At 62.4% G+C, this 19,204-nt stretch carries 16 protein-coding genes; 3 read left to right on the forward strand and 13 right to left on the reverse strand.

Features of this window, described 5'->3' with window-relative positions:
* The 13 genes from lpxA to rpsB form a co-directional block, all read right to left on the reverse strand.
* Positions 1–813, reverse strand: a complete 813-nt coding sequence (gene lpxA, locus R2N11_RS07385; RefSeq protein ID WP_199032219.1) for an acyl-ACP--UDP-N-acetylglucosamine O-acyltransferase — start codon at positions 811–813, stop codon at positions 1–3.
* The gene (fabZ, locus tag R2N11_RS07390; protein ID WP_199032218.1) at positions 810–1,313 is read right to left on the reverse strand and encodes a 3-hydroxyacyl-ACP dehydratase FabZ; all 504 of its coding nucleotides are present in this window, start codon (positions 1,311–1,313) and stop codon (positions 810–812) included. The genes lpxA and fabZ overlap by 4 nt, the downstream gene beginning before the upstream one ends.
* Complete coding sequence (lpxD, locus tag R2N11_RS07395) at positions 1,310–2,383, reverse strand: UDP-3-O-(3-hydroxymyristoyl)glucosamine N-acyltransferase (protein WP_316680667.1); 1,074 nt, start codon at positions 2,381–2,383, stop codon at positions 1,310–1,312. The genes fabZ and lpxD overlap by 4 nt, the downstream gene beginning before the upstream one ends.
* Before the next feature lie 10 nt (positions 2,384–2,393).
* Positions 2,394–2,951, reverse strand: a complete 558-nt coding sequence (locus R2N11_RS07400; RefSeq protein ID WP_199032216.1) for an OmpH/Skp family outer membrane protein — start codon at positions 2,949–2,951, stop codon at positions 2,394–2,396.
* The gene (gene bamA / locus R2N11_RS07405) at positions 2,951–5,248 is read right to left on the reverse strand and encodes an outer membrane protein assembly factor BamA (protein ID WP_199032215.1); all 2,298 of its coding nucleotides are present in this window, start codon (positions 5,246–5,248) and stop codon (positions 2,951–2,953) included. Before bamA ends, R2N11_RS07400 begins: the two co-directional genes overlap by 1 nt.
* A 115-nt stretch (positions 5,249–5,363) precedes the next feature.
* Complete coding sequence (gene rseP / locus R2N11_RS07410) at positions 5,364–6,752, reverse strand: RIP metalloprotease RseP (RefSeq protein ID WP_199032225.1); 1,389 nt, start codon at positions 6,750–6,752, stop codon at positions 5,364–5,366.
* 88 nt (positions 6,753–6,840) lie between these two features.
* The gene (ispC, locus tag R2N11_RS07415; RefSeq protein ID WP_199032214.1) at positions 6,841–8,031 is read right to left on the reverse strand and encodes a 1-deoxy-D-xylulose-5-phosphate reductoisomerase; all 1,191 of its coding nucleotides are present in this window, start codon (positions 8,029–8,031) and stop codon (positions 6,841–6,843) included.
* Between the two features lie 13 nt (positions 8,032–8,044).
* Positions 8,045–8,863, reverse strand: a complete 819-nt coding sequence (locus R2N11_RS07420) for a phosphatidate cytidylyltransferase (protein WP_316680669.1) — start codon at positions 8,861–8,863, stop codon at positions 8,045–8,047.
* Between the two features lie 3 nt (positions 8,864–8,866).
* Entirely contained in the window at positions 8,867–9,643 is a 777-nt protein-coding gene (gene uppS / locus R2N11_RS07425; RefSeq protein WP_316680671.1) for a polyprenyl diphosphate synthase, read from the reverse strand.
* Positions 9,644–9,695: 52 nt separating this feature from the next.
* Positions 9,696–10,256 carry a ribosome recycling factor gene (gene frr, locus R2N11_RS07430; protein WP_316680672.1) on the reverse strand — a complete coding sequence of 187 codons (561 nt, stop codon included), beginning with the start codon at positions 10,254–10,256 and terminating at the stop codon, positions 9,696–9,698.
* A 176-nt stretch (positions 10,257–10,432) separates the two neighbouring features.
* Positions 10,433–11,143, reverse strand: a complete 711-nt coding sequence (gene pyrH / locus R2N11_RS07435) for a UMP kinase (protein WP_009238238.1) — start codon at positions 11,141–11,143, stop codon at positions 10,433–10,435.
* A 284-nt stretch (positions 11,144–11,427) separates the two neighbouring features.
* Entirely contained in the window at positions 11,428–12,318 is an 891-nt protein-coding gene (gene tsf / locus R2N11_RS07440) for a translation elongation factor Ts (RefSeq protein ID WP_199033216.1), read from the reverse strand.
* A 264-nt stretch (positions 12,319–12,582) separates the two neighbouring features.
* Positions 12,583–13,326 (reverse strand): 30S ribosomal protein S2, encoded by a 744-nt coding sequence (rpsB, locus tag R2N11_RS07445; RefSeq protein ID WP_199033215.1) that lies wholly within the window; start codon positions 13,324–13,326, stop codon positions 12,583–12,585.
* A gap of 305 nt (positions 13,327–13,631) precedes the next feature.
* Between rpsB and map the strand changes: the two genes are divergently transcribed.
* The 3 genes from map to R2N11_RS07460 all read left to right on the forward strand — a co-directional run bounded on the left by map (position 13,632) and on the right by R2N11_RS07460 (position 19,136).
* Entirely contained in the window at positions 13,632–14,456 is an 825-nt protein-coding gene (gene map / locus R2N11_RS07450; RefSeq protein ID WP_199028224.1) for a type I methionyl aminopeptidase, read from the forward strand.
* Positions 14,457–14,572: 116 nt separating this feature from the next.
* A complete protein-coding gene (locus R2N11_RS07455) occupies positions 14,573–17,167 on the forward strand; it encodes a [protein-PII] uridylyltransferase (protein ID WP_316680673.1) in 2,595 nt (864 codons plus the stop codon).
* A 25-nt stretch (positions 17,168–17,192) separates the two neighbouring features.
* Positions 17,193–19,136 (forward strand): pseudouridine synthase, encoded by a 1,944-nt coding sequence (locus R2N11_RS07460; RefSeq protein WP_316680674.1) that lies wholly within the window; start codon positions 17,193–17,195, stop codon positions 19,134–19,136.
* The last annotated feature ends 68 nt before the right edge of the window (positions 19,137–19,204 follow it).

The raw sequence follows: 19,204 nt of genomic DNA on the forward strand, positions 1-19,204 counted from the left end.
TCAACGCACGATGCCGCGCTTGGTGGCGGCGATGAAATCAGCAAACGCGGTCAGCACTTCACGCGTCGGGGCATCGTCAGCCTGCGCGATCTGTGCCGCAATCTCGGCCTTGGCCTGATCGAAGCTCAGATCGCTCTTGTAGAGCAGCTTGTACGATTGGCGCAAGCCTGTGATCTGCTCTGCCGTGAAGCCGCGGCGGCGCAGACCTTCGACGTTGATGCCGTGCGGCGCGGCCTTGTTGCCACCCTTGTCGCTCGCGGCAATCACGAACGGCGGCACGTCCTGCACCAGCGCTGACGCACCGCCCAGCATCGCATGCGCACCGATGCGCACGAACTGGTGCACACCCGACATGCCGCCCAGAATGGCCCAATCGCCCACTTCCACGTGGCCGGCAATCTGCGCGTTGCTCGAGAACACGGTGTGATTGCCCACGCGGCAGTCGTGCGCGATGTGCACGTAGGCCATGATCCAGTTGTCGTCGCCAATGGACGTGATACCGGCATCCTGCGAAGTGCCGGTGTGGATCGTGGTGAATTCGCGGATGGTGTTGCGGTCGCCAACGATGAGCTGCGTCGGCTCATCGCGGTACTTCATGTCCTGCGGGCGACCGCCCACCGACGCGAAATGGCCGATGCTGTTGTCGCGACCGAGCGTGGTGTAGCCCTCGACCACGGTGTGATGACCGACACGTGTGCCCGCACCCATGCGCACGTTGGGGCCCACGACGGTAAAGGCGCCGATCTCGACGCTCGAATCCAGCTCGGCCTTTGGGTCGATCAGCGCGGTCGGATGAATCTTGCTCGTGCTCATGCGGCTCCCTTCGGTTCGTCCTTGATGATCGCGCACATGATTTCGGCTTCGGCGGCAACCTCGTTGTCCACCATGCCGAACACCTTGAACTTCCAGAAGCCACGCTTGCCACGCAGCAGTTCCGCGTGCAGGCAGAGTTGATCACCAGGCACGACCTGCCGCTTGAAACGGGCGCCATCAATGGCTGTGAACAGATAGAGATCGTTCTCGTTGCGTTGGTGACCGGGCTCACCAAAGGTCAACAGTGCCGCAGTCTGCGCCAGCGCCTCGAGAATCAGCACACCCGGCATGACCGGATGCCCCGGGAAGTGGCCGTTGAAGAACGGCTCGTTGAACGTGACGTTCTTGATGGCCTTGATGCGCTTGCCCGATTCAAACTCGACCACGCGGTCGACCAGCAGCATCGGGTAGCGATGCGGCAGCAGGTCGAGGATCTTCTTGATGTTGAAATCGCTGACGAGGCTGGTCGTCGCATTCGTCACATTCGATGCTTCGGTCATGATTCTTTACGCAGATCTTTGACCTGCTGTTCCAGTTGTTGCAACCGTTCGCGCATGCGCGTCAGGCCTCGGACGATGGCCGCGTTACGTTCCCAATCGCCGTGCGGCATAAACGGGAAGACGCTGGTGAAGTGACCACCGGGTTTGGTGATGGATTTGGTGATGGACGTACCGCCCGAAACAGTCACGCGGTCCGCAATTGTCAGGTGGCCGGCAAAGTTGGCTGCGCCACCGATGATGCAGTAGCGCCCGATCTTCGTACTGCCGGAAATGGCTGCACAGCCCGCGATGACGGTGTATGCACCAACATGCACGTTGTGCGCAATCTGCACCTGGTTGTCGATCTTGCAGCCCTGCTCAACCACCGTGTCGGCCATGGCGCCGCGGTCGATGGCGGTATTCGCGCCAATCTCCACATCGTCGCCAATCACTGTACGGCCGATCTGCGGAATCTTCACCCACTCGCCGCCTTGCGGGCCGAAGTCTGGCGCAAAGCCGAAACCATCTGCACCAATCACTACGCCGCTGTGCAAGATGCAGCGCGCACCCACCACACAGCCGTGGTAGATCGAGACGTTTGCGTAGAGGAGCGTGTCGTCGCCAATGCGCGCATCCGCGCCGACGAAGCCATTGCCAGCAATGCGCACGCGCTCTCCGAGCACGGCGCCCGCCTCGATGATCACGTTCGGGCCGATTGAGCACGATGCCGGCACCACGGCCCCCTCACCTACGCTCGCGCTCGGGTGGATACCGGGCACCACCGTCCGCGCAGTCAGCGCAACAAAGCGCTGGGCAACGCGGGCAAACGCAGCATACGGATTGGCGGTCACCAACCAGTTCCGGCCATTGACATGGCCTTGGGCGGCAAGCGCTTCCAGATCGCGGGGCGACACGATGATCGCCCCCGCACTGGAGTCCACAGCCTGATTGAGATACAGCGGATTGGAAAGAAAGGCGAGCTGATCGGCGCCGGCCTGATCCAGCGGCGCGATCGACTTGACGATCAGGCCTGCGTCACCCTGGACGGTCGCGCCGAGCGACGCGGCAAGTTCACCAAGCGAAAACGACATGCGAACAACCTCATTTCGCCGATTGCGAAGCCGCGTTCAGCGCCTTGAGCACATCGTCGGTGATGTCGATGCGCGGATTCACATACACCGCTTCCTGCACGATCAGATCGTACTTGCGCTGCTCCGCGATCGAACGGATCACTCGGTTGGCGCGCTCAAGCACCTGGGCCAGCTCTTCGTTGCGACGCTGGTTCAGGTCTTCGCGGAACTCCCGCTGCTTGCGCTGGAAATCGCGGTCCAGATCGGACAGCTCGCGCTGGCGGCGGGTGCGGTCAGCATCAGCCAGCACGGCCGAGTCCTTATCCAGCTTGTCGGACATCGCCTTGAGCTTGGCGGCCGTGTCCTGCAGATCGCGATCGCGCTTGGCGAACTCAGCCTCCAGCTTCGCCTGAGCCGCCTTGGCGGGCTGCGAATCGCGCAGGATGCGCTCGGAATTGACAGCGGCGATACGTGCTTCCTGCGCAGCAACCGGCAGTGCAAAGCTAGCGGCGGCGAGTGCTGCGAAGGCAACCGACACGCCCATGCGGGACAATGTGACGCGTGTGGATTTCATGATGAATGCAGTCATTAGAATGCCGTCCCGATCTGGAACTGGAAGCGTTGAGTCTGGTCTTCGGCCTTCCGCTTGATCGGGAAGCCCATGCTGATCTTCAGCGGACCAATCGGCGACAGCCACGACAGGCCGAAACCGGTCGAGTAGCGCATGTCGCTAAGCTTGTACGGCTGGGCGGCTTCTGCGAACACGTTGCCGTAGTCGAAGAAGGTGAACAGGCGAACGGTGCGGTCCACACCCGAGCCAGGCAGCGGGAAGATGAACTCCACGTTGCCGACGATCTTGCTGGCGCCACCAATGGCAATACCGTTGGCATCGCGCGGGCCCAGCGTGCTGGTTTCATAGCCGCGCACCGAGCCGATACCACCCGCGTAGTAGTTCTTGAAGATCGGGAAGTCCTTGCCGCCGTAGCCGCGGCCGTAGCCGAACTCGTTGTTGAAGGCCAGCGTAAACGACTTCGAAACCGGGTAGAACCACTGGTGCTGGTAATACGCGCGGTAATACGTGATGCCGCCCGGAACACCAATTTCCAGATTGGCCTGCTGATAGCGGCCACGGGTCGGGACCAGCGCGCTGTCACGCTGATCCTTCGACCAACCGATCGTGAACGGGAAGTTGTTGGTGATGCTACCGTTCTTCGCAACCCAGTTCTGATAGGCCAGCGGCGTGTTGGACGACACGTCGATGGACGTGCGCTCGTAGCCGATACCAAAGAACACGGTGTCGGTTTCCGAGAACGGCACCCCAAACTTCATGTTGCCGCCCTGCTGCACGATCTTGTACGTCGTATCGCCGGTGTAGTACAGCGGCTGATAAGTGCGGTAGTACAGTTCGGTCGAGCGGCTGATACCGTCGGTCGTGAAGTACGGGTCGTACTGCGTTACCGCGATGGTACGGTTTGCCTTGGAGGTGTTCACATCCAGGCCCAGGCTGGTACCGGAACCGAACACGTTGTCCTGACGGATACCGGCCGAGAGCACCACCTTGTCAGTCGACGAGAAGCCCACACCCAGGTTGATCTGGCCGGTCGGCTTTTCCGTCACGTTGACGTTGACGTCCACCTGGTCTGACGTGCCCGGCACGTCTTCGGTGGTGATGTTCGCATCAGTAAAGTAGCCCGTGCGGTTGATGCGGTTCTGCGAAAGCTGCAGCTTCTCGCCGTCAAACCACGAAGCTTCCATTTGGCGCATTTCACGGCGCACCACTTCATCGCGCGTCTTGCTGTTGCCAAGCACGTTGACGCGGCGCACATAGACGCGACGGCCTGGATCGACCACCAGCGTGAGCGCAACCGTACGGTCCTTCTGGTTGATCTGCGGCTGGGGGTTGATCGTGGCAAAGGCGTAACCGTACGTGCCAAGCAGATCGGTGATCGATTTGGTCGTGGCCGACAGCTTCGCCGAGGAGAACACATCGCCCTGCTTGAGCTTGATGAGCTTCTCCATCTCGGCCTGCTTGGAGAGCAGTTCACCGGTCAGCTTGATATCCGACACCTTGTACTGCTCACCCTCGTGGATGTTCAGTGTCAGGTAGATGTCTTTCTTGTCCGGCGTAATGGAAACCTGAGTCGACTCGATCGCGAATTCCAGGTAACCACGATCCAGGTAGAACGAGCGCAACGCTTCCAGGTCGGCGGTCAGCTTCTGCTTCGAGTACAGATCGTTCTTCGTGTACCACGACAGCCAGTTCGGCGTGGACAGCTGCATTTCGTCGCGCAGGTCACTTTCCTTGAAGGCCTTGTTGCCGACGATATTGATCTGGCGAATCTTGGCCGTCGGGCCTTCGTCCACCGTGAAGGTGATCGACACGCGGTTGGCGTCGACCGGCGTTACAGTGGTCGACACATCGGCGGCGTAGTAGCCGCGCGAGACGTACTGACGCTTGATTTCCTGCTCAGCACGGTCGATCAGCGACTTGTCGTAATAGCGGGCTTCGGCCACGCCCACGCCACGCAAGGTACGGCGCAGTGCGTCCTTGTCAAACTCCTTGAAGCCGATGAACTCGAGCTGCGAGATGGCCGGACGCTCTTCCACACGCACCACCAGCACGTTGCCTTCGGCACGGATCTGCACGTCCTTGAAGAAGCCGGTGTTGTAGAGCGCGCGGATCGATTCGGCACCCTTCTCGTCGGTGAAGGTCTCACCTACCTTCACGGGCAGATAGCCGAACACGGTACCCGGTTCGACGCGCTGCACCCCCTCCACGCGAATGTCCTTCACGACGAACGGCTCCACTGCATGAGCCTGACCGGCAGTCACGGTCAGCACGGAGGCCGCCAGCACGCTGAGCGGGAAGCGATGTTGTCTGATCAATCTAATCCCCTAAATTGGATCCGGTTGGAATCCACTTCCGAGTGTTTTCAAAATCTTGGGTTGCCCGCTCACGCTTGTTGCAACGCATAGGCTTGCCGACAAAAACAAATGCGGTTTAGCCTCGAGTCAGAAACAGCCGACTCAAATCGTTGTACAAGGCGAGCGAAGTGAGAAGCAGAATGCAGGCGACGCCGATCTTTTGGAGTACTGCTTGCCAGGATTCCGGCACGGGTCGGCCTGTCAAAAATTCCACGCAATAATACAGCAAATGCCCCCCATCCAATACCGGAACGGGCAACAAGTTCAGGACACCAAGGCTGACGCTGATCAGCGCAAGAAAACCTACAAACGTCTGCCAGCCAAGGCTTGCCGCCTTGCCAGCAAAGTCCGCCACCGTAATCGGACCGCTCAGATTCTGCAGCGAAGCCTGTCCTACGATCATCTTGCCCAGCACCTGCAGTGACAGCACCGAGGTCTGCCAGACCTGGCGCAATCCATGCACCAATGCGGCGCCCGGCGTATCACGCATCAGCGCGGTCTCGACCTTCTGGTTGAGCTGCGCGCCAAGCTTGCCGACCTTCGCCCCATTCTGGTTCTTCGGATCGGCGTCGGCATCGGGCCGCACCGGCAGCGTCATTGGTTCGCCGTTGCGCAAAATGTCGATCGAAGCGTTCTGCTCCGGCATGGCGCGAATCTGGCGGATGAGATCCATCGCTTGGTCTGCAGGCTGCCCAGCGAAGCGGACAATCTGGTCACCGGCGCGCAACCCGGCACGGGCAGCAGCACTATTTGGCAGAACATCGACGATGGTGACCGGCCCGCCCAGCAGGCGCAACCCGATCTGGTCGATCACGTCGGCCTGGGGCGTACGCGCGGGGCTCGGCAAGCCCTGCAGGCGAACCGTGCGCTCCGTGCCATCGGTACCACGCACCTGCACGAGCGCGTCATGCCCGCCGATGCCTGCCGAATACAAACGCATGCGCACATCGCTCCAGCTACGCACAGGGCTCGGGGCTTCAACGTCGGTGCCGACGGCAATCACATGATCCTTCGCACGCAGATCCGCCTGCGCAGCAATGCTGCCTGGGGGCGGCGCACCGAGAATGGGCACCGGCTCAACGGCCCCAACCCACGCGAGGACGGCGTACAGAACAATCGCCAGCAGGAAGTTGGCGACAGGGCCCGCAGCCACGATGGCGAAACGCTTATAGACAGGCTGATGGTCGAAGGTTCGTGGCAGATCTTCGGGCAGGATTGGCGGGTCCTTTTCTGGGTCCCTCGTGCCCTCGCCCAACATCTTGACGTAGCCGCCGAGCGGAATGGCGCAGATGGTCCACTCGGTGCGGTCTGGGCCGCGGCCGACATGGCGGAACAGCACCTTGCCGAAGCCGACCGAGAACCGCAGCACTTTCACGCCGCACAAGCGCGCGACACTGTAGTGGCCCAGTTCATGAATGACGATCAGCACCGCGATCGCAAAAACAAACGCTAAAACGGTCTGCAAGAACCTTCTCCGGATGCACTGATGGGCGTGCACGGGCGCAACCCGCGCGAGCACACTATGTTACCCGCTCGCTCTGACGGAGCACTTGTCACGCAGCTGGCAGATGCACGCATGCCGTCGCAATGTAGCGCTCGGCCTGGCCACGCGCCTGCGCGTCAGCGGCAAAGACGGTGTCGAGCGAGTCTGCCGGCACGATGGAAGCACGCGCCAGCGTGTCGCCCACCACGGCGGCAATATCGGTAAAGCGAATGCGGCGCTGCAAAAATGCGTCGACCGCCACCTCGTTGGCGGCATTCAGCACAGCAGGTGCCGTGCCACCGGCGCGTAGTGCATCAAATGCTAGTGCGAGGCACGGGAAGCGGTGCAGGTCCGGCGCCTCGAAAGTCAGTGTGCCAGTGGCGGCCAAGTCCAGCAGCGGCACACCAGCCTCAATGCGCTCGGGGTGCGCCAGCCCGTATGCAATCGGCGTACGCATGTCTGGGTTGCCGAGCTGTGCCAGTACCGAGCCGTCGTCGTAGCCGACCATTGAATGGATCACGCTCTGCGGATGGATCAGCACTTCAAGGCGCTCGACCGGCACACCGAACAGCCAGTATGCCTCGATCACCTCCAGCCCCTTGTTCATCATGGTGGCGGAGTCGACAGAGATCTTGCGTCCCATGACCCAGTTGGGGTGAGCGCAAGCTTGGTCGGGCGTAACGTCTGCGAGGGTGTCCACGGCACGCGTGCGGAATGGGCCGCCCGAGGCAGTCAAGACGATACGCGACACGCCACGGCCAAACGTGGGGGCCTGCTGCGGCAGGCACTGGAAAATGGCGTTGTGCTCGCTGTCGATCGGCAGCACGGTGGCGCCATGCTGGCGCACGGCGTCCATGAAGAGCGCGCCGGACATCACCAGCGCTTCCTTATTGGCCAGCAGTACGCGCTTGCCCGCACGCACAGCGGCCAGCGTGGGGCGCAAGCCTGCGGCACCAACAATGGCCGCCATTACCGCATCGCAATCAGGGTGCGCTGCGGCCTCCTCCAGCGCCTCGGGGCCAAAACGGATGTCGATGCCAGCCGCATCTGTACCAAGCTGCTCGCGCAGCGCATCAGCCGCCGCTGCCGAGCCAAGCACAGTCATCTGCGGACGAAACTCACGACACAACTTGGCGAGCTTGTCGGCCTGCGCATTGGCGGTGAGCGCGAATACGCGGTACTTGTCTGGGTGACTGCGCACCACGTCGAGCGTGCTGTCACCAATGGAGCCGGTCGCGCCAAGAACGGTCAAACGCATCATGTTCGTGGACGCCTCAGGAAATCAGCAACGCGGCCAGGGGGAACACCGGCAACAGCGCGTCGATACGGTCAAGCACGCCGCCATGGCCAGGCAGCAGTCGGCTGCTGTCCTTCATGCCGACCTGGCGCTTGAGAAGAGACTCAAACAAATCGCCGCCGATGCTTGCGGCCACCAGCACGATCGTCAGCGCCAGAGCGACGGCTGCGCCGTTCTGGTCGAACTGGTGCGAGAACCATGTCGGCGCAAACCAATGCGTAACACCTGCCACCGTCGCGATGATTGCCACGAGCACTGCCCCACCGATCGCGCCTTCCCATGACTTGCCGGGGCTGATGGTCGGCGCCAGCTTGCGACGGCCGATGGCCTTGCCAACGAAATAGGCACCCACATCTGCCGCCCATACGAGCACCGCGACGGAGAACAGGAAAGCCACCCCCTGCGCGCGCAGCGCGATGGCTGCATGCACGAACGCCGGCAAAATCACCAAGCCCAGCAAGGTAAAAACAACCTTGCGTATGCTACGCAATTCGCGCACGCCGCCAGCCAGCAGCCCCCAGGCCACTACCCACGCGATCACCGCACCATGGAACAGCGGCCGCACATCCCCACGCACAGGGATGTCGTGCCAGGCGATCGTCAGCACAACGACGACCACTGCATACAGCATCGGCCCCCACCAGCCCGGCAACCGCACGAGCCGCCCCCATTCCCAAGCTGCCAGCATGGCAAACACCGTCACCAGCCCAGCAAGGCCGGCTGGCGGTGCGAAGAAAAGAATGGGCAGGATGACAATCAGCAAGCAGACAGCGGTAATGACGCGAGTCAGCAGCATGTGTCAGGCTCCGGCAGATAGCGCGGGGGGAACATCGGACTCAAGCTGCGCACTGGTGCGACCAAAGCGGCGCTCGCGATTGCGATACCAGGCGAAGGCACGATCCAGTTCTGCGGCATCGAAATCGGGCCAGTAGCGATCGGTGAAATACAGTTCCGAGTACGCAAGCTGCCAGAGCAGGAAGTTGCTGATGCGCTGCTCGCCACCGGTGCGGATGAACAGGTCCGGCTCGGGCGCATAGGCCAGGGCCATGTACGGCGCCAGAACGTCTTCCGTGATGGCCTCGGGCGCGATGCCCGGCTGCGCCACCATCAATGCACGCATGGCCTGGAGAATGTCCCACCGGCCGCCGTAGTTGGCGAGGATGGTGACCGTCAGGCCTGGATTGGCAGCCGTCTTAGCCTCCGCTTCGCGGATCAGCAATTGAATGCGCGGGCTGAACGCCGACAGGTCACCCACCACGCGCAGGCGGATGCCGTTCTCATGCAGCTTGTTCACCTCGCGGCGCAGCGCTGTCATGAACAGCTTCATCAGGAAGGTGACCTCTTCGGCCGGGCGGCGCCAGTTCTCAGAGCTGAAGGCAAACAGCGTCAGGTAACCGACACCTCGGCGCGCCGCAGCCTCAACCGTTGCACGCACGGCGTCGAGGCCGCGGCTGTGCCCTGCCACGCGCGGCAAATGGCGCTCGGTGGCCCAGCGGCCGTTGCCATCCATGATGACGGCAACGTGGCGCGGGGTATCGGCGGTGTCAGGCACCGCCTGTGTGGAACTGATATGCATGAATCGGGCTTCCCGCAGCCGGCACCCTATGCGCCAGCCTTGGGAGACGGCCTTACACCGTCATAATTTCCTTGTCTTTCTCGGCGACCAGCTTGTCGATCTCGGCGACAAACTTGTCGGTCAGCTTCTGCACGTCATCACTACCGCGACGCTCGTCATCTTCCGAGATGGCCTTGTCCTTGACCAGCTTCTTGAGTTGTTCGTTCGCATCGCGGCGCAGATTGCGCACGGCGACCTTGGCGTCTTCACCCTCACCCTTGACGACCTTGGTCAGCTCCTTGCGGCGCTCTTCGGTCAAGGCAGGCGTCGGGACACGGATGATGTCACCCATGGTGGCGGGGTTCAGACCCAGATCCGCTTCACGGATGGCCTTCTCCACAACTTGCACCATCTTCTTTTCCCACGGCTGCACACCGATCGTGCGCGCGTCCACCAAGGTCACGTTGGCGACTTGGCTGATCGGCACCATCGAGCCGTAGTAATCGACTTGCACGTGATCAAGCAGGCCGGTGTGGGCACGCCCAGTGCGGATCTTGGCCAAATCCGTCTTGAGAGCCTCGATCGACTTCTGCATCTTCTGCTCGGCATTCTTCTTGACATCGGCGACGCTCATACTTCCTCCGAACGATAACGGCGGCCTGCCGGACATGCGCCCCGGAATTCGACACAGGGCACCGGCAAAACCAAAAAGACAATAGGCGATTTTACATGGAAGCCACTCGCCAACGCCATTTACATGGGGTCAGCGAGCGGTAAAAAAGGCGCTTACAAGGCAGCTTCTCGCCAACCTCAGACGTGCACCAGCGTGCCTTCGTCTTCACCCAGAATCACGCGCTTGAGCGCGCCCGGCTTCTGGATGGAGAACACCTTGATCGGCAGCTTTTGGTCGCGGCACAGCGCGAAAGCGGTCGCATCCATCACCTGCAGGTTGCGCGAGATGGCCTCGTCGAACGTGATGGTGGTGTAGCGGGTCGCACTCGGGTCCTTCTTCGGGTCGGCGGTGTAGACGCCATCAACCTTGGTGGCCTTGAGAACGATCTCCGCGCCGATTTCCGAGCCGCGCAACGCGGCTGCAGTGTCGGTGGTGAAGAACGGGTTGCCGGTGCCGGCCGCGAAGATCACGATCTTGCCCTCTTCCAGCTGACGGATCGCGCGGGGGCGGATGTACGGCTCAACCACCTGATCCAGGCGCAGCGCCGATTGCACTCGACCTTCGAGGTTGGCGTGGCGCATGGCGTCTTGCAGGGCCAGTGCGTTCATCATCGTGGCCAGCATGCCCATGTAATCGGCCGTGGCGCGATCCATACCGGCCGCACCGCCCGCGACACCGCGGAAGATGTTGCCACCACCGATCACCACCGCCACCTGCACGCCCAGCTTCACGATTTCGGCGATGTCATTGACCATCCCTTCGATGGTGCTGCGGTTGATGCCGAAGGCATCGTCGCCCATCAGGGCTTCGCCGGAAAGTTTGAGTAGAACGCGCTTGTAGGCAGGCATGGAGATCCTCTTGACGATTCCTGGTACGGGAGACAGGAAAGGGGGAATGACAGCTGCGACAGACGAAGCGGAGCTTCGTTCATCTCGCAACCTTCTTGCGCGGAAGCCGTCTGGAATCAGATCAGCCAAACGATGCCCGCGCAAGCAGGCTGCGCCTACAAACAGGGCACCTTGCGGTGCCCTGTTTGTTCGGCATTATACGATCGCGCCGATGGAGAAAAGTTGCCCTGCCGGCCTGCGCCGGCCGGCTGATTTCCGTTCCATCGGAAGCAATCGCTGCAGCATTACGCCTGTTGCTTTGCAGCAGCCACTTGGGCGGCCACTTCAGCAGCGAAGTCGTCTTGCTTCTTCTCGATGCCCTCGCCCACCACGAACAGCGTGAAAGCCTTCACGGTCGTGTTGGCAGCCTTGAGCATCTGCTCAACGGTCTGCTTGTCGTTCTTCACGAACGGCTGGTTCAGCAGCGAGACTTCCTTCAGATACTTCTGCACGCTGCCTTCCACCATCTTCGCAACGATTTCAGCTGGCTTGCCCGATTCGGCAGCCTTTTGCTCTGCAACGCTGCGCTCCTTGGCAACCAGATCGGCCGGCACGTCATCAGCCGACAGCGACACCGGCTTCATGGCTGCAGCTTGCATTGCTGCGTCCTTGGCCGCCACTTCGTCGCCTTCGAACGCCACCATCACGCCGATACGGGCGCCGTGCAGGTACGAAGTCAGCTTGCTGCCTTCGTAGCGCTTGAAGCGGCGGATCGTCATGTTCTCGCCGATCTTGCCGATCAGACCCACGCGCACGTCTTCAACAGTCGGGCCGAAACCGTCTTGCGACAGCGGCAGCGCACCGATAGCCGCAACATCAGCCGGATTGCTCTTGGCGATCAGAGCAGCCACCGAGTTGGCGAAGGCCAGGAAGGAGTCGTTCTTCGAAACGAAGTCGGTTTCGCAGTTGATCTCAACCAGCGCACCGGTCGAACCGTCCACTGCAGCAGCAACCACGCCTTCAGCGGTGATACGGGCGGCAGCCTTGCCGGCCTTGTTACCCAGCTTCACGCGCAGGATTTCTTCTGCCTTTTCCAGGTTGCCTTCGGCCTCCGTCAGGGCCTTCTTGCATTCCATCATCGGCGCGTCGGTCTTCGCGCGCAGTTCTGCAACCATGCTTGCGGTAATTGCCGCCATTCTCATGCTCCTTGTTTCAGATCGTCGTCCAGCTGCGTGCGGATCGGCCTTCGCCCGCCGTCACGCTACGCCGGCCTGTCGTCCGGGTTGTATCCGGCCGCCCCACGAAATACGACGCGCGTGGGGCATCCGCATGACAAATTTCAAAAAAAAGGGGCGTTTGTTACGCGCCCCTGTCTGGCCATTGGTTTCGATGCACAAACATCGAAGCGGCCTGACGCGCTTCCCGCTCGGCAATGCGGCGGGTGCGCGCCTTCTTGTGTTTTAGCCTTCTTGGACTTCGACGAAGTCGTCGCCGCCGCGAGCGGCTTCAACCACTTCCTGGACCGCGTTGGCGCGGCCTTCCAGGATCGCGTCGGCCACGCCGCGCACGTACAGCGCAACAGCCTTGCTCGAGTCGTCGTTACCCGGGATGACGTAGTCGATGCCTTCGGGCGAGTGGTTCGTATCAACCACGCCGATCACCGGAATGCCCAGCTTGGCAGCTTCAGTCACGGCAATCTTGTGGTAGCCAACGTCGACCACGAAGATGGCGTCCGGAATGCCGCCCATGTCCTTGATACCGCCGATGGACTTCGTCAGCTTGTCCATCTCGCGCTCGAACATCAGCGCTTCCTTCTTGCTCATGGTGTCCGTCGCGCCAGCTTCCTTGGCGGCTTCCATGTCCTTCAGGCGCTTGATCGAGGTCTTGACCGTCTTGAAGTTGGTCAGCATGCCACCGAGCCAGCGGCTGTCGACATACGGCATGCCTGCACGAGCGGCTTCCTCAGCCAGGATCTCGCGCGACTGACGCTTCGTGCCGACGAACATGATGGTGCCCCGGTTGGCTGCCAGTTGGCGCACGTACTTCAGTGCGTCCAGGTACATCGGCAGCGTCTTTTCCAGGTTGATGATGTGAATCTTGTTGCGATGGCCGAAAATGAAGGGGGCCATCTTCGGGTTCCAGAAGCGGGTTTGGTGGCCAAAGTGGACACCGGCTTCCAGCATTTCGCGCATGGTCACGGACATGAAATTCTCCAGTCGGGTTAGGTCTAAAGCCGCCTCAGACATCCCTCGCATGCGATACGACGGACACCCGCGGTGAAGCGGCTCGCGATTTCAAGCGATACCAGCCACACGGCCAGCAATCTGCTCAGCCTGCGATTATAGCCCCAAAAACCCAATCAACTCAATACCTTCCAAGCGTTGAGGACCGACAGGCCAAGACCAGCACCAGACGTCCAAAAACCCCGTCCGGGCCGCTTTGGTGCGATAATTCACCCTTTAGTTATAACGCGGCGCCTCGCGCGCCTGCGTGCAGAAAGAGTCACAGCATGGCCGTTACCATTCACACCGCCGAAGACATTGCGCAGATGCGCGTGGCCTGCCGGCTTGCGTCCGAAGTCCTGGATTACGTCACCCCGTTCGTGAAGCCGGGCGTGACCACGGGCAAATTGAACGAGCTGTGCCACGCCTACATGCGTGACGTGCAAGGCACTGTGCCGGCACCGCTCAACTACGCGCCGCCGGGCTACCCCCCCTTCCCCGCTTCGATCTGCACGTCGGTCAACGACGTGATCTGCCACGGCATTCCGGGCGACAAGGTGCTCAAGAACGGTGACATCGTCAATCTGGACATCACCGTCATTACCAAGGAAGGCTATTACGGCGATACCAGCCGCACCTTCATCGTCGGTGAAGGCTCGATCCTGGCCAAGCGATTGACGCAGGTGACGTTCGAGTGCATGTGGAAGGGCATTGCCGCCGTGCGCCCGGGTGCGCGCCTGGGCGACATCGGCCACGTGATCCAGCAGCACGCTGAAGCCTCCGGCTACAGTGTGGTGCGTGAATATTGCGGCCACGGCATCGGCAAGGTATTCCATGCAGACCCGCAGATCCTGCACTACGGCCGTCCAGGCACCGGCATGGAACTGAAAGCCGGCATGATCTTCACGATCGAACCCATGATCAACGCGGGCAAGCGCGACATTCGCACAATGCCCGACCAGTGGACCGTCAAGACGCGCGACCGCAGCCTGTCGGCCCAATGGGAGCACACCCTGCTCGTGACGGAAACCGGCTACGAAGTGCTGACCGTCTCAGCACTGACGCCGCCGGCCCCGGAATTCGTGCACGAAGGCACGCCGGCTACGGCCTGATTGAACTTGGCTGTGCGCTCGCCCATGAGTGCACTGCAGTGGTCGGCGCAGCGCCGGCCCGACTCTTGCAGCGACCGGACATTTCCTCCGGTCGTTGTTTCATTCGCGCTCCACTCATGCACACCGCCGCTGCCGTCAACCCTGAGATTTCACCGCGCGACACCCTGAAGGCCGAACGCACGCACTTGTTTGCGCAGTTCGACCAGCATGCCAACGTGCACCAACTTGTGACCAAGTTGGCCCGCGCGGTGGACCATGCATTGGTGCAACTCTGGCAAGACGAGCAGATGCCCGCCGATTGCGCGCTGATCGCGGTGGGCGGTTACGGGCGCGGCGAGCTGTTCCCGTACTCCGACGTCGACATCCTGCTCCTGCTGCCACAGGCCGCAGACAAGACTCCCGAGTCCCTGCAAGCACGCCTGGAGGCATTCATCGGTCGCTGCTGGGACATGGGGCTGGACATCGGCTCATCGGTGCGCACGGTGGACGAATGCATCCAGGAAGCCGCGCAGGATGTGACGGTGCAGACGTCGCTGCTGGAAGCACGCCTGCTGACCGGTGACGAGGGCCTGTACCGTACGTTCGAGACGCACTACCAAGGCCATCTCGACGCCACCGACTTCTTCCAATCCAAGCTGCTGGAAATGCGTCAGCGGCACTCCAAGTACCAGGACACGCCCTACTCGCTCGAGCCCAACTGCAAGGAAAGCCCCGGGGGCCTGCGCGATCTGCAGGTGATCCTCTGGATGACGCGGGCGGCGGGCTTCGGATCGAGCTGGAATGAGCTGCTTGCCAACGGGCTGCTCTCGCGTCGTGAAGCGCAGGAACTTGCGAGTAACGAACGCCTTCTCAAGACCATTCGAGCGCGCCTGCACTTGCTGGCAGGACGCCGCCAGGATGTGCTCGTCTTTGACTTGCAGACGCAACTGGCAGAGGCGTTTGGCTACCGTTCGACCACCGCCAAGCGCGCCAGCGAACAGATCATGCGCCGCTACTACTGGGCTGCCAAGGCGGTCACGCAGCTCAACACGGTGGTGCTGCAGAACATCGAGGCACGCCTGTTCCCGACCGAGCTTGGCATCACGCGCAAGATCAACGAGCGCTTTGTCGAGCGCCAAGGGATGCTGGAGATTGCCGCCCCCGACCTGTATCAGCGCGAGCCGACGGCCATCCTGGAGACCTTCCTGCTGTACGAGCAGGTGCGCGGCATCAAGGGGCTGTCGGCCAATACGCTGCGCGCGCTCTACAACGCCCGCACGCTGATGGACGTGAAGTGGCGCAAGGACCCAGCCAACCGCGCGTTGTTCCTGGAGATTCTGCAGCAGCCGCAGGGCATCACCCACGCATTGCGCCTGATGAACCAGACCAGCGTGCTAGGGCGCTACCTGCTCAACTTCCGGCGCATCGTCGGCCAGATGCAGCACGACCTGTTCCACGTCTACACGGTGGATCAGCACATCCTGATGGTGGTGCGCAACATCCGCCGCTTCGCCATCGTCGAGCACACGCACGAGTTCCCGTTCTGCAGCCAGTTGATGGCGAACTTCGACAAGCCGTGGGTGCTGACCATCGCTGCGCTGTTCCACGACATCGCCAAGGGACGCGGCGGCGATCACTCCGTGCTGGGCATGACCGATGCGCGACGCTTCTGCAAGGAACACGGCCTTGCCAAGGAAGATAGCGACCTGATCGTCTGGCTGGTCGAGCACCATCTGACCATGAGCCAGGTGGCGCAGAAACAGGATGTGGGTGACCCCGATGTGATCCGCCGCTTTGCCGATCTGGTTGGCAATGAGCGACGCCTGACTGCGCTGTACCTGCTGACGGTGGCCGACATTCGCGGCACCAGCCCCAAGGTCTGGAATGCGTGGAAAGGCAAGCTGCTGGAAGACCTGTATCGCATGACACTGCGTGCGCTGGGCGGCGCGACCACCGATCCGCACGCTGTGCTGGAAGGCCGCAAGGAACGCGCACGCGCCCTTCTGCGCCTGGCCACGGTGGAAGACACCGCGTACGACGCCCTGTGGAAACAACTCGACGTGGGCGTGTTCCTGCGCCATGGCGCGAGCGACATCGCCTGGTTCACGCGGCACTTCCATCACCGAATCGACACCACCATCCCGATCGTGCGGGCGCGCATCTCGCCCGTGGGCGAAGGGCTGCAGGTGGCCGTATATTCGCCCGATCGGCCCGATCTGTTCGCACGCATCTGCGGCTACTTCGAGCGCAAGAGCCTGACGATTCTCGACGCGAAGATCCACACGACCAAGCACGGCTACGCACTCGACACCTTCCAGGTGGCCGACCCGGGTGCCGGCCTGGTGGAACCCGGCCACTACCGCGACATCATCACGCTGGTCGAGCACGAACTGGCCGAGCAGATCTCGCGAGAGACTGCCCTGCCCGAGCCCCCGCGCGGACGCATCTCGCGCCAGTCGCGCAGCTTCCCGATCAAACCGCGCGTCGATCTGCGCCCGGATGAGCGCGGGCAGTACTACTTGCTGTCCATCTCGGCCACTGACCGCACCGGCCTGCTGTATGCCATTGCCCGCGTGCTCGCTCACCACCGCGTGTCGGTGCACACCGCGCGTATCAACACGCTGGGCGAACGCGTGGAAGACATTTTCCTGGTCGACGGCTCGCGCCTGACCCAGGACACCAAACTGCAGCTCGCGCTTGAAAGCGAACTGCTTGATGCGCTCGCCATCTGAGCGCCAGCCTTACCGGTTTTGATTCATGACTACCGATTCTGACGATTTCCCGAGCGACGACGACAAGCGCCGCAACGACCCGACCCAACGCGCCACCCGACCCGGCAAGCGCGCCACGCTCGGTGTGCGCCGCGACGACGAAGGCAACGCCGTTCGCACCACCAGCAGCAAACCGCTGCGCGCGTCCGACCTGAACCGCGACCGCCTGCCGCTGCGCCCGTCGCAACGTCGCCCAGAGCCCGCCGAGGGGGAGCGCAAACCGCGCCCACCGCGCCGCGACGGCAACAACGACAGCGGTCAACCTCCGCGCCGCGCACAGAGCGATCGCCCGCCCCGCCGGTTTGACGACGAACGTCCGCCGCGCAAGTTTGGCGATGACCAACGACCACCGCGTCGCTCTGACGACGGGCGTCCGCCGCGTCGTTTCGAAGATCGCCCACCGCGCCGGTTTGACGATGAACGCCCGCCGCGCCGATTCAGCGACGATCAACGTCCGCCCCGTCGCTCCGATGACGAGCGTCCGCCACGTCGTTTCGAAGATCGCCCACCGCGCCGGTTTGACGATGAACGCCCGCCGCGCCGGTTCAGCGACGATCAACGTCCGCCCCGTCGCTCCGATGACGAGCGGCCGCCACGTCGTTTCGAAGATCGCCCACCGCGTCGGTTTGACGATGAACGCCCGCCGCGCCGGTTCAGCGACGATCAACGTCCGCCCCGTCGCTCCGATGACGAGCGTCCGCCACGTCGTTTCGAAGATCGCCCACCGCGCCGGTTTGACGATGAACGCCCGCCGCGCCGGTTCAGCGACGATCAACGTCCGCCCCGTCGCTTCGACGACGAACGGCCGCCGCGCAAGTTCGGCGATGATCAACGGCCACCGCGTCGGATCGAGGATCGCCCGCCACGACGTTTCGATGACGAGCGCCCACGCCGCTATGGCGACGATCAACGTGCCCAGCGTCGTGATGGCGATCAACGTCCTCCGCGACGCTTTGACGACGAACGCCCGCCGCGCCGGTTCGATGATGAGCAACGGCCACCACGTCGCTATGGCGACGACCGTGCACCGCGCCATTTTGACAATGAGCGCCCGCCGCGTCGCTTTGAAGAGCGTCCGCAACGTCCGCAGCGCGAAGAGCGCACACCACGTCGCGCCGAGGAAGAGGCTCCGCGCCAAGCCTCACAAGCCGACGAGAGCGGAGGACTGGTCCGCCTGTCCAAGCGTATGTCCGAGCTGGGCCTGTGCTCACGCCGCGAGGCCGATGAGTGGATTCCGCGCGGCTGGGTACTGGTAGATGGCGAGCCCGTTACCGAGCTGGGTTCGCGTGTGAAGCCGGATGCAATCATCGAAATCCACCAGGCTGCGCGTTCTGAGCAAGGCGAACGTGTGACCGTACTGCTGCACAAGCCGGTCGGCTATGTGTCAGGGCAAGCGGAAGATGGCTACCAGCCGGCTGCCGCGCTGTTCGTACCGGAAAACCAGTGGGAGGAAGACCCCACACGCAAGCGCTTCGCACCTTGGCAGCGCAAGGCGCTGGCCCCGGCCGGCCGTCTGGACATCGACTCCACCGGCCTGCTGGTGCTGACGCAGGATGGCCGCGTGGCGCGTCACCTGATCGGCGAGGATTCGACGGTCGAGAAGGAGTACTTGGTGCGCGTGGTGTGGGATTCGCCGGAAGGCCGGGTCGAGCACGATATTTCCAAGGTCTTCCCTGAAGAACTGCTGGAGAAGCTACGCTTTGGCCTGTGGCTCGATGACGAAGAGCTCAAGCCCGCGAAGGTAAGCTGGCAGAACGAGGAGCAGTTGCGTTTCGTGCTGCGCGAAGGCAAGAAGCGTCAGATCCGTCGCATGTGCGAGCAAGTGGGGCTGGAGGTGGTTGGCCTCAAGCGCATCCGCATGGGCCGCATCGTGCTGGGCGACCTGCCGGTCGGCCAGTGGCGCTTCCTGGGTCCGTTCGAGAAGTTCTAAGTTCAGTCCCCGCCCTAAAGAAAAACCGGTCAACGCCACAGCGCTGACCGGTTTTTTTATGGCCGCGG

Source organism: Ralstonia flaminis, from assembly GCF_958415495.1.
GTDB classification, from domain to species: domain Bacteria; phylum Pseudomonadota; class Gammaproteobacteria; order Burkholderiales; family Burkholderiaceae; genus Ralstonia; species Ralstonia flaminis.

Excerpts from the sequence above, each read along its gene's own strand:
- lpxA (WP_199032219.1), bottom strand. The coding sequence starts at position 813 with ATGAGCACGAGCAAGATTCATCCGACCGCGCTGATCGACCCAAAGGCC.
- fabZ (WP_199032218.1), bottom strand. The coding sequence starts at position 1,313 with ATGACCGAAGCATCGAATGTGACGAATGCGACGACCAGCCTCGTCAGC.
- lpxD (WP_316680667.1), bottom strand. The coding sequence starts at position 2,383 with ATGTCGTTTTCGCTTGGTGAACTTGCCGCGTCGCTCGGCGCGACCGTC.
- R2N11_RS07400 (WP_199032216.1), bottom strand. The coding sequence starts at position 2,951 with ATGACTGCATTCATCATGAAATCCACACGCGTCACATTGTCCCGCATG.
- ispC (WP_199032214.1), bottom strand. The coding sequence starts at position 8,031 with ATGATGCGTTTGACCGTTCTTGGCGCGACCGGCTCCATTGGTGACAGC.
- R2N11_RS07420 (WP_316680669.1), bottom strand. The coding sequence starts at position 8,863 with ATGCTGCTGACTCGCGTCATTACCGCTGTCTGCTTGCTGATTGTCATC.
- uppS (WP_316680671.1), bottom strand. The coding sequence starts at position 9,643 with ATGCATATCAGTTCCACACAGGCGGTGCCTGACACCGCCGATACCCCG.
- frr (WP_316680672.1), bottom strand. The coding sequence starts at position 10,256 with ATGAGCGTCGCCGATGTCAAGAAGAATGCCGAGCAGAAGATGCAGAAG.
- pyrH (WP_009238238.1), bottom strand. The coding sequence starts at position 11,143 with ATGCCTGCCTACAAGCGCGTTCTACTCAAACTTTCCGGCGAAGCCCTG.
- tsf (WP_199033216.1), bottom strand. The coding sequence starts at position 12,318 with ATGGCGGCAATTACCGCAAGCATGGTTGCAGAACTGCGCGCGAAGACC.
- rpsB (WP_199033215.1), bottom strand. The coding sequence starts at position 13,326 with ATGTCCGTGACCATGCGCGAAATGCTGGAAGCCGGTGTCCACTTTGGC.
- map (WP_199028224.1), top strand. The coding sequence starts at position 13,632 with ATGGCCGTTACCATTCACACCGCCGAAGACATTGCGCAGATGCGCGTG.
- R2N11_RS07455 (WP_316680673.1), top strand. The coding sequence starts at position 14,573 with ATGCACACCGCCGCTGCCGTCAACCCTGAGATTTCACCGCGCGACACC.
- R2N11_RS07460 (WP_316680674.1), top strand. The coding sequence starts at position 17,193 with ATGACTACCGATTCTGACGATTTCCCGAGCGACGACGACAAGCGCCGC.